Genomic DNA, 19806 nt, shown 5'->3' on the forward strand with positions numbered 1-19806 from the left:
TTTTAGACAGGGTTATTCATGCGTAACGATCCTTACGACGACGTCGATGACGTTCCGAATCTCAGCGCCAAGGACGATGACGACGACTTTGCGCCCACCGCCGGTGCACGCAAACGCACGACGGTGTATTCCCGTGACACGCCCGTAGTAAAGGTCAAAGGGCCAAGCACCGGCCCTCTTTGGGCATTGGTGGGTGCGCTGTTCATAGCCTTTTGTGGCTTGGGCTGGTGGAGTTTTCAGCAGATTTCGTTGATGGAGCAACAGCTGGTTGCGACTCAGGAAAGCTTTGCACGGATCAGCGAAGAAGCCGCCGGCCGTTTACAGGACATCTCCGGCAAAGTCGTCGCGACTGAATCAGTGGCGGTGGACGGAGAGGCGCTCAAGCAGCGCATCAAGCTGATCGAAGACCAGTTGGCTGACCAGGATAAACAGCAGGAAGGCACAACCGGGCAGCAGAACCAGTTGCAGCAGCGTCTGGAACAGATCACGACGCAGGCGACGCAGTTGCAGACGAGCAATACGCAACTGCAGGAACAGCTTAAAGCCGTCACCACCGAGTTAGCAGCGGTGAAGGCTTCGATTCCGGATCATAAAGCGGCTCAGGGTGATCTCGCTCAAGTCGACACCCAGCTTAAAAGCCTCAGCGCCGATGTCGCTGCACTGAAGAAACAGGGCAACCCGACGGCAACCATCGAGCGTCTTGAGCAGGATTTGATCGTGCTTAAAAGCGAGCAGGAAAACCGTCCGGCTCCAGCGGCAGCCAGCAGCAACACTGCTGAATTCGACGCCTTCCGTGCTCAGATGACCCGCAACATCAACACGCTGCAGAGCCAGATTCAGAACCTGTCACAGCAGGTGAATGCACGCCGGTAACAGCCGTATCCCCGGTAGGAGCGAGCTTGTTCGCGAAGCGATTTTCCTGAGTGGTCAGGTCCAAAGCTTCGCTAACAAGTTTGCTCCTGCAGATGTATTACAACGCCGGGTAATCGATATAACCCACTGGCCCTTTACCGTAGAACGTCTCCGGATGCGGAGTGTTCAACGGCGCATCCTGCTTCAAACGTGCTGGCAAGTCAGGGTTGGCAATGAAAGGCACGCCGAACGCCACAGCGTCGGCTGAACCATTGGCCAGCCAGGCATTGGCGCTGTCCTTGGTGAATTTCTCGTTGGCGATGTACGCGCCGCCGAAAGCCTTTTTCAACTGTGGACCAATGCTGTCGCCCGCTTCGCGCTCGCGAGAGCAGATGAACGCGATGCCTCGTTTGCCCATCTCGGCAGCTACATAGCTGAAGGTTTCAGCCAGGTTGTCGTCACCCATGTCATGAGAGTCGGCACGTGGTGCCAGATGCAGGCCCACACGGCCAGCGCCCCACACTTCAATTGCCGCATCGACCACTTCGAGCATCAGGCGCGCGCGGTTTTCCAGAGAGCCGCCGTATTGGTCGGTACGCTGGTTGGTGCTGCTCTGCAGAAACTGATCCAGCAGATAACCATTGGCACCGTGAATCTCTACACCGTCAAAGCCAGCAGCTTTGGCGTTTTCCGCGCCGGTACGATAGGCGTCAACCACGTCGGCGATTTCCGCCAGTTCCAGTGCGCGAGGGGTGACGTAATCCGACAGCGGGCGAACCAGGCTGACATGACCTTCAGGCTTGATGGAGCTTGGCGCGACCGGGGTTTCGCCATTGAGGTACGACGGGTGGGAAATGCGCCCGACGTGCCACAGCTGCAGCACGATTTTGCCGCCTGCGCCGTGTACTGCTTTGGTGATGTTGCTCCAGCCACGCACCTGATCGCTGGACCAGATGCCTGGTGTATCCGGATAGCCAACGCCCATTGGCGTGACTGAAGTGGCTTCGCTGATGATCAGGCCTGCCGACGCGCGCTGTACGTAATACTCCGCCATCATCGCGTTCGGTACACGACCGTCATCGGCGCGGCAGCGAGTCAGCGGCGCCATGACGATACGGTTGGCGAGTTGCAGGTCGCCTAGCTTGATCGGGTCAAAGATAGTTGTCATGTGTGAAACCCTCTTAATTGATCAGTTGGTAGCCGGAGCCAGATCGGCATTGCCGCCCTGACGAAAAGTAATCAAAGTCACGATCAGTGCGAGCACGGCCAGCGCTCCGGCGGCCAATGGCACGCTGGTCAGGCCGAAGCCGTGAGCAATAACGCTGCCGCCGACCCATGCGCCCAATGCGTTGCCGACGTTGAACGCACCGATGTTCAGGGTCGACACCAGGTTTGGTGCTGCCTTGCCGAATGTCACCACGTTGATCTGTAAGGCTGGCACTGCAGCAAACGCTGCGGTGGCCCAAAGGAACAACGTAATTTCGGTCGGGATCAATGCGATGCTGGTCCAGCTCAAGGCGGTGGAAATAACGGCCATGGCGATGAACACCCCGATCAAGGTCGCGGCCAGGCGACGGTCAGCCAGCTTGCCGCCGATCACGTTGCCTACGGTCAGGCCCAGGCCGATCAGCAGTAGCGTCCAGGTGATACCGTTCGGAGATACGCCAGTGACTTCGCCCAGTAACGGCGCGACGTAGGTGAACAGGGTGAACATTGAGGCCGAGAACAGGGCGGTCATGCTCAGTGAAAGCCAGATCCCTGCGCCTTTTAGCGAGGCAAGCTCGGCGCGCATGTCGAGCTTGAGCTCTTCGCGGTTGGTTGGCAGAAAACGGATCAGGCCGATCAATGCAATCACGCCTATGACGGTGACCGCCCAGAAGGTCGAGCGCCAGCCAGCGTATTGGCCCAGCGCGGTGCCCAGCGGTACGCCGAGCACGTTGGCCAGGGTCAGGCCGGTGAACATCAACGCAACGGCCGAAGCGCGACGATTGGCGGGCACCAGACCTGCTGCCACCACCGAACCGATCCCGAAGAAGGCGCCATGGCACAGCGCAGTGACCACGCGGGCAAACATCAATACGTTGTAATCGGCGGCGATGGCACACAGCAGGTTACCGACGATGAAGATGCCCATCAGCGTGACCAGTGCGGCTTTGCGCGGCAGCCTGGCGGTGGCCATGGCCATGAACGGCGCACCGATCGCTACGCCTAGCGCATAGCCGGTTACCAGCCAGCCTGCGCCTGGAATCGAGACGCCCAGATCGGCAGCGACTTCGGGCAGCAAGCCCATGATGACGAATTCAGTCGTCCCGATGGCGAAGGCGCTAAGCGCCAGAATAAACAGTGAAAGAGGCACTGGGCGTCTCCTGTTGATGGTTGATGTTTTCCTGAAGAAACACAGTTCCTGCAGGAGCCAACTTGTTGGCGAGACGGTAGTTCTTCTTACGCAGGTCCAATGCCTCGCCAACAAGTTGGCTCCTACCTAAAATTCTGTGCTGTCTGGTTGCCTCGGTAGGAGCGAACTTGTTCGCGAGGCGGTGTTTCTGTGTAAGCAAGGCCGCAGCCTCGCCAACAAGTTGGCTCCTACAGGTTATTTCGAACTGTTCAGGACGGCGGATTCAGCTCCAGCAGCAGCGCTTCGACGAAGGCCGCAATCACTTCTTCGTTACGCTTGAAAAAACTCCATTGCCCCACTTTCTTGCTGGTAATCAGCCCGGCACGCTGCAGCGTTGCCAGGTGGGCAGAAACCGTGGATTGCGAAAGCCCGGCGCGCTGATCGATCTGACCTGCGCACACGCCGTTTTCCGTCGAGTGGGTCTGGTCCGGAAAGCAACTGAGCGGGTCCTTCAGCCAGACAAGAATCTCCCGGCGAACAGGGTGGGCCAGGGCTTTTATTATTTCGTCGAGGTCGATAGGCATGTCGTTCTCAATATGGGTTTAACGCTATATCGCGATGAGGCGAACTTTATATCTGTATTTCGCGATATACAAATATGATTTGCTGCTGAGGATAGTGAAAAACGCTATATCGGGTTATATCGATATAGGCGCGGGACGTAATTCGGCGTAGGCTGGGCGCCATGAACTACCTCGCACATCTGCACCTCGGTGGCCAGCGACCGGCTCAACTCCTCGGCAGTCTCTATGGCGATTTCGTCAAAGGACCTGTGGCTGGACGTTTCCCGGACGAATTGGTGCAGGCGATTCAACTGCATCGCAGCATCGATGCATTCACCGACAGTCACCCGCTGATCAAACAGGCGATTGCACGCTTTCCTGCCGAGCGCAGACGTTACGCGGGCATCGTGCTGGATGTGTTTTTCGATCATTGCCTGGCCCGGGACTGGGCGCATTACGCTGATGTGCCGCTGGCAGCTTTCACGCGCAAGGTTTACGGTGTGCTGGCCGCCGAGCCGGAGTTGCCTGAGCGGCTGGCGCGGATTGCACCGCACATGGCCGCTCACGACTGGCTGGGTTCTTATCGGGAATTTGCGGTGCTGGAACAGGTATTGGCGGGGATTTCGCGTCGCTTGTCACGGCCAGAAGGGTTGGCAGGCGCAATGCTCGAACTGCATGACCTTTACCAACCCCTGAGTGCAGACTTTGCCGAGTTCTATCCGATCCTGCAGGACTTCTCTCAAGCCGCTCTGGCCGATCGCGGGCTTTCGGCAGTCTGAGGTTGAGCGACGGCCTCTTTAGTCACGAAAGACTCAGCGACGGCGGGAGGCACGCCAAACAATGCGACCTGTACGGCTTGCTGCGCCTCATAGGCCAGCGCTGCGCGCTCCTTGCCTACAGTGGCAATCGGCGTCAGCAACTGGATGTGCACATCACCTTGTTCATTGGCGAACAGGCGGCGCAAGTGCGAGAGCAAATCGTCGTCGCCAATGAAGGGCGCGATGGGGTCTGGCTCGCCATTGCGTGAATAGTGAATCGCCACTGGTTGCAGCAACACCCCGCTGTCAATCGCACTCGACATCAGGCGGCCATGAAATGTACGCAGGCCAGTACCGTCAGTGGTGGTGCCTTCAGGGAAAATTACCAGTGCGTTGTTCTGCTGCAAGTGGTTGCCCATCTGCTTCTGGATCAGCTTGCTGTCACCCGAACCGCGACGGATGAACAACGTGCCTGCTTTTAGGGCCAGCCAACCCGCCACCGGCCATGTGCGTACTTCGGCTTTGGACAGAAACGACAGCGGAGCCAGCATGCCCAGCAGTGGAATGTCGGTCCAGGACACGTGATTGCTGACCCACAGCATCGGCTGACGCGGGAGCTCGCCGCTGACGGTTACGCGAAACGGCAGGGCAGCGGTCAGGCGCGCCATGAACCATCGGCTCCAGCGCTGACGCCGGGCCATGGAATTGCCGATCTTCATGCGCTCCATGCAGGCGAACGTGCCAGCAATGGTCAGCCCCAGCGCAATCACCAGCAGTACCCGGGCGACTCGGGCATAGCCGCGCAAGCGGCTCATTACACTGCTGCCTTGAAGTGGCGCGCGTAGCGTGGGCAGAGTTCATCGCGCTTGAGCAGGATGAACACGTCGGCGACCTGGAAATCTTCGTCCCAGCACGGCTCGCCGCAGATCTTCGCACCCAGGCGCATGTAGGCTTTAAGCAACGGCGGCATTTCGCAGATCACGTTGTTGGGCAGATCCAGGGCTGGCAGCGGGTTTTTAGGTTCGGCGCGCAGGTTTTCCGTACACAGATAACGTTCGCGCAAACGCTGCATGATGGCGTGGGCTTGAATGCCGCCATCCTGCATGGGGATGCTTGCGCAACCCATCAGGTAGCTGTAGGCACCTTCGTTGAGGATCTCGGCCAGTTCGCTCCACAGCACAGCGATGGTGCCGCCGTTGCGGTACTCGGGGTCAACGCAGGTACGGCCCAGTTCCAGAATCGGACCTTGCAGATGGCCAAGGCCATGCAGGGCGAATTCTTCTTCACTGTAAAAGCTGCCGATGCTGTTGGCCGCTTTGTGGTCCAGCAGGCGCGTGGTGGCGACCAGCTTGCCGGTGTTCAGGTCCCGCACGCCGATGTGCGAGCAATGTACATCGTAATCATCCATATCAAGGCCTTGGTCTGCGCCTTTGAGTTTGGCGTTGAATTCGCCACTGAACACGTTGAAGCGCAGGGCCTGTGCTTCCTGCAAGGCTTTACTGCCGGTCAGACGTTCAGCCTGAAGGCGGCGGTCGGATGCTGTGTCGCGAATGCGGGCGATCTGAGTCATGCGAAGTCTCCGTTAGCCTGCCCTGCAAGTGCGGGCGTTGGCTGTAATGGCCTGGCGCTGCTGTACAAACTCAGGCTAAGGAGAGGCGATGTCATGACCATGAAGGTTTGGTGATGGTTGTGTTACGGGTGCTTCGGTAGGAGCGAACTTGTTCGCGAGGCGTCAGACCTGAATCAGCGCGTAAAACCCCTCGCGAACAAGTTGGCTCCTGCCTGGAAGTCTGATTTGTGCGATTGCCTTGGTAGGAGCGAACTTGTTCGCGAGGCGTCAGACCTGAATCAGCGCGTAAAACCCCTCGCCAACAAGTTGGCTCCTGCCTGGAAGTCTGATTTGTGCGATTGCCTCGGTAGGAGCGAACTTGTTCGCGAGGCGTCAGGCCTGAATCAGCGCGTAAAACCCCTCGCCAACAAGTTGGCTCCTACCTGGAAGTCTGATTTGTGCGATTGCCTCGGTAGGAGCGAACTTGTTCGCGAGGCGTCAGACCTGAGTCACCGCGTAAAACCCCTCGCCAACAAGTTGGCTCCTGCCTGGAAGTCTGATTTGTGCGATTGCCTCGGTAGGAGCGAACTTGTTCGCGAGGCGTCAGGCCTGAGTCTCCGCGTAAAACCCCTCGCCAACAAGTTGGCTCCTGCCTGGAAGTCTGATTTGTGCGATTGCCTCGGTAGGAGCGAACTTGTTCGCGAGGCGTCAGGCCTGAATCACCGCGTAAAACCCCTCGCCAACAAGTTGGCTCCTACCTGGAAATCTGCGCTGTCTGAATATTTGTCACAACTCACTGCTACAGTGCGGCGGTCCACATTCGAGATCCACTCCATGCGACTCGCCTGGTTGTTTTTGCTATTTGTTGTCTTCAACGCGAACGCCGACGCGCTCCAGGACCTTGAGAGTTACGCCTTCCCAACCCGCAACGACCAAACCCGAGAGGGCATTCGCACCGACGCATTATTGGTACTGCGTGACGGTGAGGTGGTGTACGAGCGCTACGCCGGAGTGACCACTGCCCAGACCCCACACCTCACCTGGTCCATCAGCAAAAGCATCATGGCGACGGTGCTGGGTGTTGCATTTGGGGAGGGACGCTTTGCGCTGGATGATCCGGCAGCGAAATTCTACCCACCGTTGCGCGCTCATCCCGACGTCACTATCAAACATCTGATGCAGTGGACCTCCGGCCTGGATTGGCAGGAAGACTACGAATACGCACCGCTCAACTCCTCGGTGGTTGCCATGCTTTACACCCGTGGCCGTGACGACATGGCGCGCTTTACAGCCGAGCATCGCAGTGCTCACAAACCGGGTACGTCGTTCCTGTATTCCAGTGGCGACAGCAACGTCCTGTCTGCTGCGCTGAAAGGCATGGTCGGGGAAAAGGCCTACGCGGACTATCCGTGGACTGCACTGTTCGAGCCGCTGGGCATTCGCAGCGCTGTGTGGGAGACCGACGCCAGCGGCACGTTTGTCGGTTCTTCCTACGCCTACATGACGGCTCGGGATCTGACCCGTATCGGTTTATTGATGCAACGCGGCGGGCTGTGGAATGACCGCCAGTTAGTGCCCAAATCCTGGGTCGACTTTGTTCTGACGCCGTTCGCCAATCAACAGCCAAACTCCGATGCATCTGGCGGCCAGTGGTGGCTCAATCGCACTGCGAGCGGTCAAAAAGGCCCATGGCCCAATGCCCCCGCCGATACCTTTGCGGCGCTGGGGCATTGGGGGCAGGGGCTGTATGTGGTGCCCAGTGCCGGGCTGGTGATCGTGCGCTATGCCGATGATCGGGATGGCAGCTATTCACATGATCAGCTTCTAAAACTGGCCATGGCGGCCTTCGGCAAAGAGGGGCCTGCCGCCGTAGCGCAGTAAACATGGGATCCTACAGAAAACGCATTTCAATAGGGGGAGAGCAATGACTACCGGCTTTATACGTCGACGATCATTCAGCAGTCTGTTGCTATTGATGGCGGTGGCAATTGCGGTGCTGGTGTGGCAAAACCGCGTCGCATTGGCTGCATTCCCGAGCATCATCAGCGCTTATACCGCCAAAGAGTATTGCTCCTGTCGCTACGTCATGCTTAATTCCGCCGAGTATTGCCGTGGCTACGTCAAACAGTACGTACCGAGCAGTTTGCTCGACGACGCGGCGAATAAACGGGTAACTGCCGAAGGTCTTGGCCGCAGCAATGTGGCGACCTGGCAGGGCGAGCGACAAGGCTGTCGCTTGCTGCCGTCAGCGCCATGAAAAACCAGATGCGAACGTAGCAGTTCGCCAGCGGTCAGACAGGCGGTACGGTTGCCCCTTAATGCGCATCTGGAGTTTGCATGCCCATCACAACCCGCCTGCTGCTGGCCTTGCTGGCGCTGACTGCGTTGCCCGCTCAGGCGAACTGGTATCTGGATAACGAATCCTCTCGACTTTCGTTCACCTCGACCAAAAACGCCAATATTGCTGAAGTGCATCGCTTTTTGACCCTGCACGGGAAAGTAGATCGTAATGGCGCGGCTGAGCTTGAAGTCGAGCTGGAATCGGTCAGCACCGGCATCGCACTGCGCGATGAGCGTATTCGCGAGCAAGTCTTTAACGTCGATAAATTCCCCAGAGCTAAAATCAACGCTCAACTCGACCTGGGGCCGATCAATGATCTGGCGCCTGGCGCGCAGCTGGAATTACGCTTGCCGCTGGTGGTGCAACTGCATGGCAAATCCCACAGCTATCGCGCTGAATTGCTTGCAACGCGTCTTGATGAACGACGTTTTCAGGTCGTGACGCTTGAGCCGTTGGTGGTTAATGCTCAGGATTTTGATCTGGTGCCGGGCTTCACGACCCTGCGCAGTGCAGCGGGTTTATCGGCCGTCAGCCTCGCGGTGCCTGTGGGTGCTGTTTTGATCTTCACGGCGCGCTGATATGGCCGGGGCGATTTTTCCGTGGCGTGAAAACAACCAGTTCCGACTGTTGATCGACGGCCCCGCGTTCTTCCCGCGCATGATCGCCGCTATTGACGGCGCTCAGCAGCAAGTCGAGCTGGAGCTTTATCTGGTGGAGGCGGGCGCGTGTGCCGATGCGGTAGTACGCGCTTTGGTGGATGCGGCTCAACGCGGCGTGATCGTGCGCTGCCTGTTTGATGACTTCGGCTCTCAGGCCTTTACCTTGGGCCTGCGCAAGCGCCTGACCGATGCGGGCGTGATCCTGCGTTTTTACAACCGCATCAACTGGCGTCGTGGTGTGCGTAACTTCTACCGCGACCATCGCAAACTGCTGTTGGTGGACAAAAAGCTCGCAGTGGTCGGCGGCACGGGCGTTACCGATGAGTTCTGGCAGCCTGCTGAGCCTGTCAGTGAGTGGCATGAAGTGATGGTGGAAATCACTGGCCCGCTGGTCATCGACTGGCAGGCTTTGTTCGATCGCCAGTTTCACGCCAACCCGCGTCGCACGGCATGGCGACCTGCCGAGAACTTCGGTCTGCCGCGCCTGCCCAAGGTGCCGGTTTCCGGTCACGGATTGGGCCGTGTTGCCTATGCCGATTCCCGCCAGCATCGCGACATTCTGCAGTCGCTGGTGCGGGCGCTGAACAGCGGTCACAAACGTATCTGGCTGGCGACGCCGTATTTTCTGCCGACCTGGAAAGTCCGCCGTTCATTGCGCAAGGCTGCGTCCCAAGGCATTGATGTGCGACTGCTGCTCACCGGCCCGCGCACTGATCATCCTTCAGTGCGCTACGCAGGGCATCGCTATTACCCGCGTTTGCTGCGGGCGGGCGTGAAAATCTTTGAGTACCAGCCATGCTTCCTGCATTTGAAAATGGTCCTGATCGATGACTGGGTGAGCATTGGCTCGTGCAATTTCGATCACTGGAATTTGCGCTTCAACCTGGAAGCCAATCTGGAGGCTCTTGACGTCGGCCTGACGCGGGATGTGGTCGCGAGCTTCGAAAAAGACTTCGCTGTGAGCAAGCAAATCACCTTGGCTGACTGGAAAGCCCGGCCATTGTGGAGCCGGGTCAAGCAGCGGCTTTGGGGGTGGGTTGATCGGTTGGTGGTGAATTTGCTGGATCGGCGCCGCTGACGTGGGACCGGCCGGGCGGCGTTCCGTTTTAGCCGGGAAGTCGGCATTTCTGACGATAAAGATGCAGTGAATGTACTGGCCTCATCCCGGCTAAAGCCTGTCCCACGGGTGCGCGTTAGCCTCGGGCTATGGGGTGTTCAGATTTGTCACCGGCAATCTATAGACCGATCCACCATGGCCTTGGCAATCTCTGCCATGTGGACAACCGAGAAGGCCAGATCACGGCTGGTGCCCATGGCATTGTCTCCTGACTCGTAAGCGGTCGTGATGATGCAGCGCAGCAGGTCAGATGCGTAGTTGAGCGCTTGTTCCTGATTGACAGTTTCGTTGATGGTGAAGAGTGGCGAAGCAGTCTTGGTGTTCTCGAGCATCTTTGCAGTTCCCAGATATTTATAAGGAGCCGCTCCTTTCGCTACCAACGATAAAGGTGGCGGCCGCACGCAAGTGGTAGACCGGTAACCTAGGCAAACCCGGTGCATCCGAAGACGCCAAGCGCGCGGCCACCATAAACATAGGCCGAAAAAATGCGCCTCGCAAAAGGTGGCGCACCGCGCCCAGGATACTCAGGTCTACCAAACCTGATCGCTGATTTTGCAGCGACCGGCGCACCCTAGAGGTCTTGAATCGGGGGCGCAATGCACTCAGAGCACTCTCGGAAATTTCCTTCAAACAAAGAGGAGATGTCTCGCAGTTTCCCGGAAATCGAGCCATGCACAGTACTTATGGGAGCGGTGTTTGGTCTGGGTGGTATTCCGACGATAAACGATAATGCGGTATGTCTTCTGGCTAGGTCTCATGCATCGCGGGCAAGCCCGGCTCCCACAAAGGTTTGTGTTTGCTGCACGAAGAGGTTGTGTCAGCTTTTTCGAGCTGCACTGAAGCTGGCGTCTCGGGTCAACGGGCTTTAACTGCAGGTCGCATTCCCTATGGGAGCGGCGCACGGCGTAGAGATCTATTTGCATCTGCAGACTCTTATTGCTACTGTTTGAATCTACAGATTCAAAAGGTCACGCACATGTCCGCCGTTCCGCAACTCCAGCCGCTCTCCAAAGAACAATGCGTATCCGGTCTGCGCACCGCACTGCGCATTCTCGACAAGTGGGATGCGTCCAGCGAGCAGGCCTGTCGGATTCTGCGTATCTCGCGCAGCACTTATACCCGCGCCAAGCAAACCGGCTCCGAATGGTCAGTCGGGCTGGACATGGATCAGATGCACCGCATCAGCTTCGTACTGAATATTCATGCGGCGTTGCGCACGGTTTTCGATAACCCGGACAACGTGTACGGCTTCCCTTCGATGGCCAACGAAAACGAGTTTTTCAACGGTCGCAAGCCACTGGACATCATGGCTCAGGGCGATATCGTTTCGCTGTATGAAACCTTCCGCCGCGTCGATGCACTCCGGGGCGCGCAATGGTGATGCTCGACAGTCTGCCACTTCTTGCCGAGCAAGAGCGGCGGGCGTATCGGTTGGTCAATTCGAGATTCCCGCCCATCGACCTGTTTGACGATGTTGCCGATGCCGCCGAGTTCGAGGTTTTGTATCAACTACAAGCGCTGACCAATCCGCGGTTGCAGAATGAGATCGGGCGCATTGCGTTGATCCCGGTCGCCGAGATTCCATTCGGCGTTCCCGGTTGTTCCTACGCGGTCGGGCCGTTCACCCATGTGAATCCGGCTGGCTCGCGTTTCAGTTCAGGGGATTTCGGGGTGCTGTATCTGGCCGATGTGATGGAAACCGCAATCGCAGAGGTGCGGCATCACCAGAACCACTATTGGTCGAGAGTGGCAGGACTCAACTATGAGCGCTTCCTGTTTCGTGGCCTGTCTTGCACCTTCAACGAGGTGGCAAATCGAGACGCTACCGGGCTGTCACTTTCGGACCCGATTTACGATCCTAATGACTATTCCCATGCTCGCCAACTGGGCCACGCCGCCAAGCGGGCAGGGTGCCCAGGGCTGCGCTACAACTCGGTTCGCTCGCCGGGCAATCATTGCTGGGCCTTGATGACGCCCAAACACGTGAAGTCGATTGTTCAGACCGCGCACTACGAAATGATCTGGAGTGGGCAGATCACCAGTGTGAGTCGGCTTTCGAGTGCGTGATCGAGTTATGTGTGGCTGTCACGTGCGGCGTTTTGATCAAGTGTGGGGCAGCTTTACTCTCGCACTCATATGATCATGCGGTTCGAGAGTAATGTTCGTGATGGCTACCTATAGCCTTGTGATTCCTGCATTGCTTGATCTTTTGCGTTCTGCATTGATGTTCCTCGCAACTGCTATTGCGTCTCCTGCTTCACCTATTTCTTTTAATAATTTATTTGTGGCGCTCTTCAGGGTTTTCTCAGATTGGGTGTCGAATGAAGGATGCGATATTTCCACAACGTTGGCATTTTTAAATAAAACCGAAAGGTGGTTTAGGTCCTCATTAAGTAAAGTCTCTAAGTTTTCAAGGTGAACCATCGCCTTATCCAGTTTTTCGGTTGGGATACTGGCGTTGGCGCGACTTATTTCATGACCGATGGAAAGCCCTGAAACTGCCAATTTCCCGGCCACACCCGCGTAATAGCCAGCTGCCTTTTTGCCTGCAAACTTGCCAATTGCATCGCGCCCTGTCGCTGTTTTTGGGTCATATTTTTTCACCATTTTCGGTAGTTTTTTGTATAGAGCAAACTTTTGTTCAGCCGCTGTTTTTAATTTTTCTGGATTAAGTGGGCTTGCTCGAAAATTGATAGGGGGGCCAAGGTCTGTTGTGTCCACTGCGTAATCAACTGCTGCATTTGCCCCTGCCGCTACTGAAAATGCCAATGGAACGATCACGGGTGCGGCTGCACCGCCAGTCACCGTCGTTAAGGCCACAGCGGCAGCTCCTATAGCGGCATCCGCTGCAAATTTTCCGGCCAACCTCAAGGCTTCCCCGCTGCCACGTCTACCAATCGAGTTTCTTCGGTGTTCTTTGTCGTAATGGTTCTTTATTTGTTGATGGGCTATTTTGACGTTTTCTTTAGCTGAATCCAGTAGTTCCCAATAGACCATAACGTGATACCTCAGGACTCCTTTGCGAGAACGTCCATCCCCGTCTCTGTAATTTATCGGATCGTTACCCACCATCTGATACACATTCAACCCGTCCACATCCCCGGCAGGGTCTGGATTAATCCAGCGCTGCAGCCACGGCGCGTAATAACGGAAACCATAATAATAAAGCCCGCTGGCATCGCGCTCTTTACCTGAATAGCGCACAGTTTTGTATTTAGCTTGCACTGCACTGCTCACCGCCCACCAGGCGGTACCGCCAAACGGGTAATACATTTCCTGGCTGAGTAAGCCTCCCTCGTCATCCAGTTCCAGGGTGGTTGAACCCAGATAATCACTGAGGCTATAGCGCAACTGATCGTTGGCGACATCGCGCCGTTTGCCAGCCTGCCAATGCAGCATTCGCACATCGCCCACTGTCACCACATGGAGGATTTCACCATCGGCGTTGCTGCGGATTTCCAGCCCTGGTAAATAGCGCACTTCAGCGATCAGGGTCCGGCTTTGCGTTTGAGCGCTACTGATTTTGCGACAGCGCTGGCCGCCGCCGTCATAGACGTAGGTTTCGTTATCACTCGGCCCGTCATCCCGTTGCACGGTGGTGATCTGCCGAAGTTGATTACGCGCATCCCAACTCAAACTCTGCCCGCGCACCAGTTGCTGAAGATTGCCGTTGGCGTCGAAGCCGTTTTCAAAATCCACGTCCACTTCGTCGACGGGCAGGCTGCGGTTACTGTCTGGCGCAACCTCCATGGCTCTGGTAAATAATTGGGCGCCGACGTGGCGCATCTCCAACAAATTACCGCCCGCATCGTATTCATAGTTTTGCGTGTAGTTGGCGAGCTGGCCGGGATCAGGCGGCTGGTTCGGCAGCTCGGGCAGGGCGGGGCCGTGGCTGGCGCCGGTTTTAACTTCCCGCCCGGTAGCTTCGATCAGTTGGTACAGGGTGTCGTAACGATAGCGGTTGATCGGCTCAATTCGCTGATTGGCGAAGAAACGCGCTGGCTGGGCGGCGTCTTCCACCTGCAGGATATTACCCACTGGGTCGTAGCCGTATTTTAGAGATTGCAAGGGCGCATCATTGCCGACCGCCGAGTGATGCTCGGTTAACTCTCCCCCTCGTGGATCGTAAGTCGAGCGGCTGATCACGCCATTGCCGGCGGTTTGCTGCTCGACCTGATTGAAAGCGTTGTAGCGGATGTCGCTGAGCACGATCTGTTCACCAAGGGAAACCGATTTCAGTTGGCCTGCCACGGTGTGTTCGAAACGCCGGGTATTGCCCATGGCATCGGTTTGTTCGATCACTTCACCCAGTGCGTTGAAGCCCTTGGTCGATGCAAAGCCGTCGGTCTCCAGCAAAGCGTCTCGCTCGGCAACCGCCAGCGGCCAGTCGGGCAGGTCCAGCGTGCGCAAAAAGTGACGGACTTCGGTCAGAGGTGAACCGGGCAGGCCGTAATCCGGGCAATGGATCGTGCCGGCTGTATCGTCATGGCGGATGAGTTGATTGCACTGGTTGTGGTCGGACGTTTCTGGTCCGCCATACGTGAACCGTTCGACAGCCAAACCCTGTTGGAGCGACACCCCGGTCGCGCCAACAGAATCCCCCGTAGCTTCTCTGATCAATACCGGCCGCAGCATCTCATCGTATTCAACCCGCGCGTGACTGCCGCGCCCGTCCCAGTCCTCAATCAATTGTCCGGCGTCGCCCAGCAGTGCCACCCGCCAACCGGCATCGACGCTGTCGGTGAACAACACTTGGCCGGAAAGGCTATGTACGCTGATTTGATTGGGCGTCGGCAGGCGTGGGTCCTGGCTGGCGATCAAGCGGCCAGCGGGATCATAGGCTTGGCGCGTCACACGCAGATCGCGCGTGTCGGCAACTGCTTGGCGATGACACGCGATCAGGCGCACCGGCAGGCCGCGGCTGTCCACGACGTTGAGCATCGGCGTTTGGGCGTGCAGTTCATGGCTCATCGCGAGGCTTCCACTTCTTCGGCGGTGTCGTTTTCATCCTCGCTGATGGTGTACCAGGTCTGGTAGGTCAGGCGCCGCATCCAGCCTTTGGCGGTGAGGGTGATGGTGGGGCGGCCCAGTGGGTCGTAGAACTGTTTGTCGTGGTAGCCGTACTTGCGCATTGGCACGTCGTTGATGTAACGGTGGCTGTTGGCGAAGTAAGGACGATAGACCCTGACCACGAGACCTTTGTTGTTGTATTCCACCCGCTCGCTGATGCGCCAGCGTTTATCGGCATGAACGATTTTTGGCTGGCCGCCTTCCATCTCGAAGTTGCCGTGGATATCGACTGCATAGGCATCGCCCGCCTCAACAAGTTGACGTGTTTGCAGGGTGCGGCCGAAGCCATCCACGGATACCAGGCTGATACGGATTTGTTTGTCCGGATCGCCGGGATAGCGATCCGCCTGCAGGGTGGCGCTGGCGAACGGAACGATGCCGGTATCAAAGGTCATATCGGCGTCGTAGTAATAGACACTGGCCTGGTTTTTAAGCGCCAGCTCCGGGTATGCGATAGCCTGGGTGGTGCCGCCCAATTCGCGTTCGTTCGGGGTCAGCGGCTCGAAACCCACTGCCGCACCCAGTTCAGTGCCATGGAAACTGGTTGCCCATAGACGGCCGAACGCATCGTAGTCCGCTTCCTGGGTGTTCTGGTTGGGGTCAACAATCCGGCGGGGCTGCAAGGTTCGGTAGTCGTACTTCACTTGGGTTATGCAGCCCACCGGGTCAGTAACCTGAGTAATGAGCAGGTGGTAGGCGTCGTACTCGACTGTGGTCCAGCCATGGCTGCGGGTAGGCCTGACGGTTTCGGGCCGGTAGAACCCCTCCAGCCCGGCATAACGAGCGAAGCCGCGTCTTACCGACCAGAGATTCAGGCCGTCAGGCATGAAGCTGGGCATTTGCTCGTAGCCGACTTCCGCGAGTCGGGTAGTTAGTTGCTCGGTGTCCATGACCCGTTCATAGGCGCTGAGGGCGTGGTCGTCGAGTTCGGCGCTTTGCGTGGCATCGGGCAGTGCCTCGAAAGTGGCCTCGCCGTCGCCGCAGCCGATGTAACGCTGGACAGACAACCCCGTCAGTGTGCGCGGCAGACTTGCCAGTTTGCCTTGAGGGTCGCTGAACCGCTCATAACTGATGTCCTCGGCGGACAACTCACTAGTCGGGACAACCATGGCATTGCTGCGTGCCTGATAGGGCAGGCCCAGGCGCCAGCTCTGCGGGCTGTCCAGATGAATGGCCTGCGCGCGCGCCTCGTTGAGGTAGAACTGTTGTTGCGCCTCGTCATGGGACGCCTGCCACCAGGTGTTTTGGTGCTCATTCTCGAAGGGCGGTGCATCACCGGGTTTCTTGCGCCGCGCATAGTTGACGCTGACGCCGTGGGTCAGTACGCCGTAACAGTCCCAGGTCAGGCTCAGGCTGTGCTCGCACTGGGGGTCGTCAAGCTCATCGGCCTCGTAGCGGTAATTGATCGATTCAAGGACTAGCGGGAGCATCAGGGCATACGGCTGATGTTCAGACAGCGGGAGCAACTGGCGTACCAAATACCGCGAGGCCTGCACTGAATACAGCATGTTTGGCCGCTGGTGTTCATCTAGGCCGAATACTTCGTTGCGCAACACCGAGCCGCTGAGGGCGCGGCTCATTTCCTGGTGGGTGGCGTCATCGGCATCTTCGATCAGGCGGTCGGCCTCACCGATGAACTCGGCCAACAGGTGCCCACCCAGTACACGGGCGTCCGGGTCGCTGGCGTCGTAGTCATCGTGCTCGGGTTCGGGGAAGCGCCCGGTGTGATACCAGGTTTTGCTCAATAGGGGAGCGGTGAAACCTTCCAGCGGGCTTGGCTGCGTTTCGCTGTCGGTTTGCAAGACCAGGCCAAAGCCACGGAACTCCCGTTCGCGCGGGTCGTAAAAGCCCTGCCGGTACTGGAACAACTGGGTCAGCGTGATGCTGGTGATGCTGTCCCGTTGGGTTTGCTTGACCACCACATGCACAGGGAATGGCAAGTACGAAATCGCCGGCTTGTCCGCCGCGCGCAACGTCTGTTTCTCGTCCAGCCACTCCTGTGCCGAGCTGCGATAAGTGACCTTGCCCAGACCACCGAAGTGGTTGTCAGTCTGGTTGAGTAAATACGGTTTTTCAGGGTAAGACAGATGCCAGTGCCGCGGTGTCATGTGCGGCACAGTCAATACCAGGCTGGCACAGCCCAGGCCTTGCAGATCGGCCAGGCTGATCTGGCAGGAGCGGTCATAGCGCACGTCGTCCGGCCATTTTTGGCTAAAGGGGGTGGCCAGGCCATTGCCGCCCTGATTCATGAACACCTGAATGTCGTCTGCTCGCAGATAAAGAACATCGCTGGCGCCGGAACCGTCCAGGTCCGCCAGCCTGATTCGCCCGGCATCGAAGGTTGCGTAATCATCGAAAGACAGTTTGGCAAACAGCTGGCCCTTGCCGAAATGGCCGCGGCCCAGATTCGGCCAGAAGCGGATTTCGTCATGGCGGATACGGATCAGATGTTGTTGGCCAGTGCCCAGCAGGTCACTGAAGGCCACCAGTTCATTGGGGCTGTCGCTCAACAGCGGCAAACGGTCGTCGTCATGGGGGACATCGACTGGCGGGGCGAAACCCGCGGCGCGGCGGTTGGCGTACAGGCGTACGCTGCGCGGGCCGATCATCGCCAGGTCCGACAGACCGTCGCCCACCAGATCGGCCATTTGCCCTTGCGGGTTGAAGAATTCCGTTGGGAAGGCGGCAAAGGTGACAAACCGCGACCAGCTGCGATCAGGGTTCAAGGTGAAGAAGCCGGCGATGCCTGGCTGCGCTACGATCCAGTCCAGGCGGCCATCACCGGTCTGGTCGGTGAGTGATTGCAGGACGGTCGTTGCCGAGTCTGCCAGCGGGATCTGCGGCAATGCCTGCCAAGGCCCATAGGCGACGTCGTCCTTGCCTGAGTCTGCCCGGACGGGCTCGCGATAGAGCCAACACTTATCACTGCGAAAGAGCACGCCCGGCAAGCCGTCGCCGTACAAATCGACCAACTGGTATGACTGACCATCATTGAGCCCAGGCATCGGGTCGAAAGGTTTGAAGACCCCATTCGCAGGGTTGAACTCGCTGTACTTGAACTCCATCGGTGGGCGCTGGTCGAGTCTATGTGCACTCGTGCCATCCCAGGCCTGGCTATGGGCCTTGATCAGTGTGTTGTAATCCAGAGGGTCCTTGGCATATTCCAGCAGCAATCCCTGAACAAGCAGCGGAGATTCTGCCAGCTCATCAGGAAAGTGATGGAACATCAGGATTTGCTGGCACAGCCTCAAATTACCCAGCTCAAAACCGTAAGCAAAACTGGAGTGTGGATCGCTGCGGATAGACCAACTGGATCCAGCGGGTTCTTCATAGGTCGGTTTCTGGTTAGCGGTGGCTTCGTTGCGCTCGCCATAGTCGAACAGCAAATCGAAATGCCAGTTCAGTTCTTCCAGTGCAGCTTCGTCCCACAAGTACAGTTCGGCGTGGGCCAGAAAGTTGCCCCAACGCACCCGCCACAAATAGCACTGGGCAATGAAGTCGCGCGGATGATCCGGGTCCAGCCCCTCTTCATCCTCGGCCTTGTATTCATACAGAATATGTTCGCCGTGGGCGTTCATACTTTCTTCCAGCAACCATTCGGCCACCCGGTTGGAGTTGGCCGGATCGGTGCTGCGCGAAGAGGCTTTTTTGCCGTAGAAGTGCAGGCTGCCGTCTGCTCCATGGATCAGCCAGAAGCCAGGCTCGACAGGATCAAGCCGCCAATGTTCGATCAGGTCAAATGCGCCCTCGACCCGGGCGAAATAACGAACTACTTGATATGAGATGTTTTCGTCATGAGGGTGTGTTGCCGTAGTAGAGGCAACGGCACCGCTGTTGTCACGCTCAGGCAGCCAAGCATCGCCATTGGGGCCGAGCATCACATCATCATCGGTGTAGGTCGGTACGCCTTTGCTGGAGCGCCGGGCCACGCATCCCAGGTTCAGATTCCAGCCCAGGCCGAACAGGCCATTGCCCGCGGTGCTCTGATAATTAAGTAAAAGGCCCGGCGCATAGCCCCGGCCCTGAGTGATTGGCAGCTCCAGCGTCAGTGACGCCGTGCCACTGTTACCCACAGCCCCCCAACCTTTGCCAATGCTTTGTATGGCACCGCCGCCTCTGGGCAATGACGGGGTGGCAACGATGGGGTGCGCGTCTTGTTGTGCTTGTTCTTGAGTGGCCATGGTCTTGGCTTCCCTGCTATCAAAAAACACATAACTTTCTGAAATGATGAGATTTTTCTGTGGGAACGATCACTCTTTGCGGCAGAGGAGGTTTGGGCGTTGCTGAGAGTGGCCAATAAAGAAAAAGATGGGGCTGTTATGGCGGCGACGCTCTCGACCAGGGTCCCTTTGAGTGTGGACTTTTTTCAATAGACGTCTACCTGTCATCAATGACAGTCATGCCCTGTGTAGTCTGGAGTTTTCAATAAAAACAACGTGTTAATAGTCATATCGGGAGTAATGGAATATTTGGCTATTACTGTTAGTGCGTGTTAGTTGGTTATTTTAAAGCGGTGGACCTTTATCATTTATTTCTTAGTGGGCTTGTCGGGAGACATTTGC

The 19806-nt window shown here is 57.5% G+C and carries 15 protein-coding genes and 1 pseudogene; 8 read left to right on the top strand and 8 right to left on the bottom strand.

Features of this window, described 5'->3' with window-relative positions; translation table 11 throughout:
* Positions 1-18: 18 nt before the first annotated feature.
* Positions 19-873 carry an ATPase gene (locus tag ACYASS_RS11065; protein ID WP_463586129.1) on the top strand — a complete coding sequence of 285 codons (855 nt, stop codon included), beginning with the start codon at positions 19-21 and terminating at the stop codon, positions 871-873.
* A 97-nt stretch (positions 874-970) separates the two neighbouring features.
* Here the strand turns inward: ACYASS_RS11065 and ACYASS_RS11070 are convergent, their stop codons facing one another.
* The 3 genes from ACYASS_RS11070 to ACYASS_RS11080 form a co-directional block, all read right to left on the bottom strand.
* Positions 971-2020, bottom strand: a complete 1050-nt coding sequence (locus ACYASS_RS11070; protein WP_463586130.1) for an alkene reductase — start codon at positions 2018-2020, stop codon at positions 971-973.
* Between the two features lie 21 nt (positions 2021-2041).
* Positions 2042-3208, bottom strand: coding sequence for an MFS transporter (locus ACYASS_RS11075; protein WP_463586131.1), 1167 nt, complete (start codon positions 3206-3208; stop codon positions 2042-2044).
* Between the two features lie 248 nt (positions 3209-3456).
* Entirely contained in the window at positions 3457-3771 is a 315-nt protein-coding gene (locus ACYASS_RS11080; RefSeq protein WP_463586132.1) for an ArsR/SmtB family transcription factor, read from the bottom strand.
* A 161-nt stretch (positions 3772-3932) separates the two neighbouring features.
* Here ACYASS_RS11080 and ACYASS_RS11085 point away from each other — a divergent pair, with 161 nt between their 5' ends.
* A complete protein-coding gene (locus ACYASS_RS11085; RefSeq protein WP_463586133.1) occupies positions 3933-4529 on the top strand; it encodes an acyl carrier protein phosphodiesterase in 597 nt (198 codons plus the stop codon).
* Here ACYASS_RS11085 and ACYASS_RS11090 read toward each other — a convergent pair.
* Positions 4490-5323, bottom strand: coding sequence for a lysophospholipid acyltransferase family protein (locus tag ACYASS_RS11090; protein ID WP_463586134.1), 834 nt, complete (start codon positions 5321-5323; stop codon positions 4490-4492). The two genes, ACYASS_RS11085 and ACYASS_RS11090, sit on opposite strands and share 40 nt — an antisense overlap.
* Positions 5323-6078, bottom strand: coding sequence for an L-ornithine N(alpha)-acyltransferase (gene olsB / locus ACYASS_RS11095; RefSeq protein WP_463586135.1), 756 nt, complete (start codon positions 6076-6078; stop codon positions 5323-5325). Before olsB ends, ACYASS_RS11090 begins: the two co-directional genes overlap by 1 nt.
* Before the next feature lie 867 nt (positions 6079-6945).
* On the opposite strand from olsB, the pseudogene ACYASS_RS11100 reads away from it, so the two are divergent.
* The 4 genes and pseudogenes from ACYASS_RS11100 to ACYASS_RS11115 form a co-directional block, all read left to right on the top strand.
* Positions 6946-7938, top strand: a pseudogene (locus ACYASS_RS11100) (serine hydrolase domain-containing protein); the annotation flags it as partial.
* A 43-nt stretch (positions 7939-7981) separates the two neighbouring features.
* Positions 7982-8314 carry an amidase gene (locus tag ACYASS_RS11105; protein WP_463586136.1) on the top strand — a complete coding sequence of 111 codons (333 nt, stop codon included), beginning with the start codon at positions 7982-7984 and terminating at the stop codon, positions 8312-8314.
* 80 nt (positions 8315-8394) lie between these two features.
* Positions 8395-8976 (top strand): YceI family protein, encoded by a 582-nt coding sequence (locus tag ACYASS_RS11110; protein WP_463586137.1) that lies wholly within the window; start codon positions 8395-8397, stop codon positions 8974-8976.
* Position 8977: 1 nt separating this feature from the next.
* Positions 8978-10135, top strand: a complete 1158-nt coding sequence (locus ACYASS_RS11115; protein ID WP_463586138.1) for a phospholipase D-like domain-containing protein — start codon at positions 8978-8980, stop codon at positions 10133-10135.
* 146 nt (positions 10136-10281) lie between these two features.
* Here ACYASS_RS11115 and ACYASS_RS11120 read toward each other — a convergent pair whose 3' ends face one another.
* The gene (locus ACYASS_RS11120) at positions 10282-10506 is read right to left on the bottom strand and encodes a DUF6124 family protein (protein ID WP_463586139.1); all 225 of its coding nucleotides are present in this window, start codon (positions 10504-10506) and stop codon (positions 10282-10284) included.
* A 644-nt stretch (positions 10507-11150) separates the two neighbouring features.
* Here ACYASS_RS11120 and ACYASS_RS11125 point away from each other — a divergent pair.
* Both ACYASS_RS11125 and ACYASS_RS11130 read left to right on the top strand, forming a co-directional pair.
* Positions 11151-11555: an antitoxin Xre-like helix-turn-helix domain-containing protein gene (locus tag ACYASS_RS11125; RefSeq protein ID WP_463586140.1), complete on the top strand. Its 405-nt coding sequence runs from the start codon at positions 11151-11153 to the stop codon at positions 11553-11555.
* Positions 11549-12241: an RES family NAD+ phosphorylase gene (locus ACYASS_RS11130; protein WP_463586141.1), complete on the top strand. Its 693-nt coding sequence runs from the start codon at positions 11549-11551 to the stop codon at positions 12239-12241. Before ACYASS_RS11125 ends, ACYASS_RS11130 begins: the two co-directional genes overlap by 7 nt.
* Positions 12242-12349: 108 nt before the next feature.
* On the opposite strand, the gene ACYASS_RS11135 is transcribed toward ACYASS_RS11130, so the two are convergent.
* Positions 12350-15145: an RHS repeat domain-containing protein gene (locus tag ACYASS_RS11135; RefSeq protein ID WP_463586142.1), complete on the bottom strand. Its 2796-nt coding sequence runs from the start codon at positions 15143-15145 to the stop codon at positions 12350-12352.
* On the bottom strand, positions 15142-19425 hold the full coding sequence (locus tag ACYASS_RS11140) for a SpvB/TcaC N-terminal domain-containing protein (RefSeq protein ID WP_463586143.1): 4284 nt from the start codon (positions 19423-19425) through the stop codon (positions 15142-15144). The genes ACYASS_RS11135 and ACYASS_RS11140 overlap by 4 nt, the downstream gene beginning before the upstream one ends.
* Positions 19426-19806: the final 381 nt, after the last annotated feature.

Source organism: Pseudomonas sp. HP_14 (assembly GCF_055283875.1).

Bases quoted from the DNA above. Each gene is read 5' to 3' on its own strand.
- ACYASS_RS11120 (WP_463586139.1), bottom strand. From the start codon at position 10,506: ATGCTCGAGAACACCAAGACTGCTTCGCCACTCTTCACCATCAACGAA.
- ACYASS_RS11090 (WP_463586134.1), bottom strand. From the start codon at position 5,323: ATGAGCCGCTTGCGCGGCTATGCCCGAGTCGCCCGGGTACTGCTGGTG.
- ACYASS_RS11105 (WP_463586136.1), top strand. From the start codon at position 7,982: ATGACTACCGGCTTTATACGTCGACGATCATTCAGCAGTCTGTTGCTA.
- ACYASS_RS11080 (WP_463586132.1), bottom strand. From the start codon at position 3,771: ATGCCTATCGACCTCGACGAAATAATAAAAGCCCTGGCCCACCCTGTT.
- ACYASS_RS11130 (WP_463586141.1), top strand. From the start codon at position 11,549: ATGGTGATGCTCGACAGTCTGCCACTTCTTGCCGAGCAAGAGCGGCGG.
- ACYASS_RS11140 (WP_463586143.1), bottom strand. From the start codon at position 19,425: ATGGCCACTCAAGAACAAGCACAACAAGACGCGCACCCCATCGTTGCC.
- ACYASS_RS11110 (WP_463586137.1), top strand. From the start codon at position 8,395: ATGCCCATCACAACCCGCCTGCTGCTGGCCTTGCTGGCGCTGACTGCG.
- ACYASS_RS11125 (WP_463586140.1), top strand. From the start codon at position 11,151: ATGTCCGCCGTTCCGCAACTCCAGCCGCTCTCCAAAGAACAATGCGTA.
- olsB (WP_463586135.1), bottom strand. From the start codon at position 6,078: ATGACTCAGATCGCCCGCATTCGCGACACAGCATCCGACCGCCGCCTT.
- ACYASS_RS11070 (WP_463586130.1), bottom strand. From the start codon at position 2,020: ATGACAACTATCTTTGACCCGATCAAGCTAGGCGACCTGCAACTCGCC.
- ACYASS_RS11065 (WP_463586129.1), top strand. From the start codon at position 19: ATGCGTAACGATCCTTACGACGACGTCGATGACGTTCCGAATCTCAGC.
- ACYASS_RS11085 (WP_463586133.1), top strand. From the start codon at position 3,933: ATGAACTACCTCGCACATCTGCACCTCGGTGGCCAGCGACCGGCTCAA.
- ACYASS_RS11135 (WP_463586142.1), bottom strand. From the start codon at position 15,145: ATGAGCCATGAACTGCACGCCCAAACGCCGATGCTCAACGTCGTGGAC.
- ACYASS_RS11115 (WP_463586138.1), top strand. From the start codon at position 8,978: ATGGCCGGGGCGATTTTTCCGTGGCGTGAAAACAACCAGTTCCGACTG.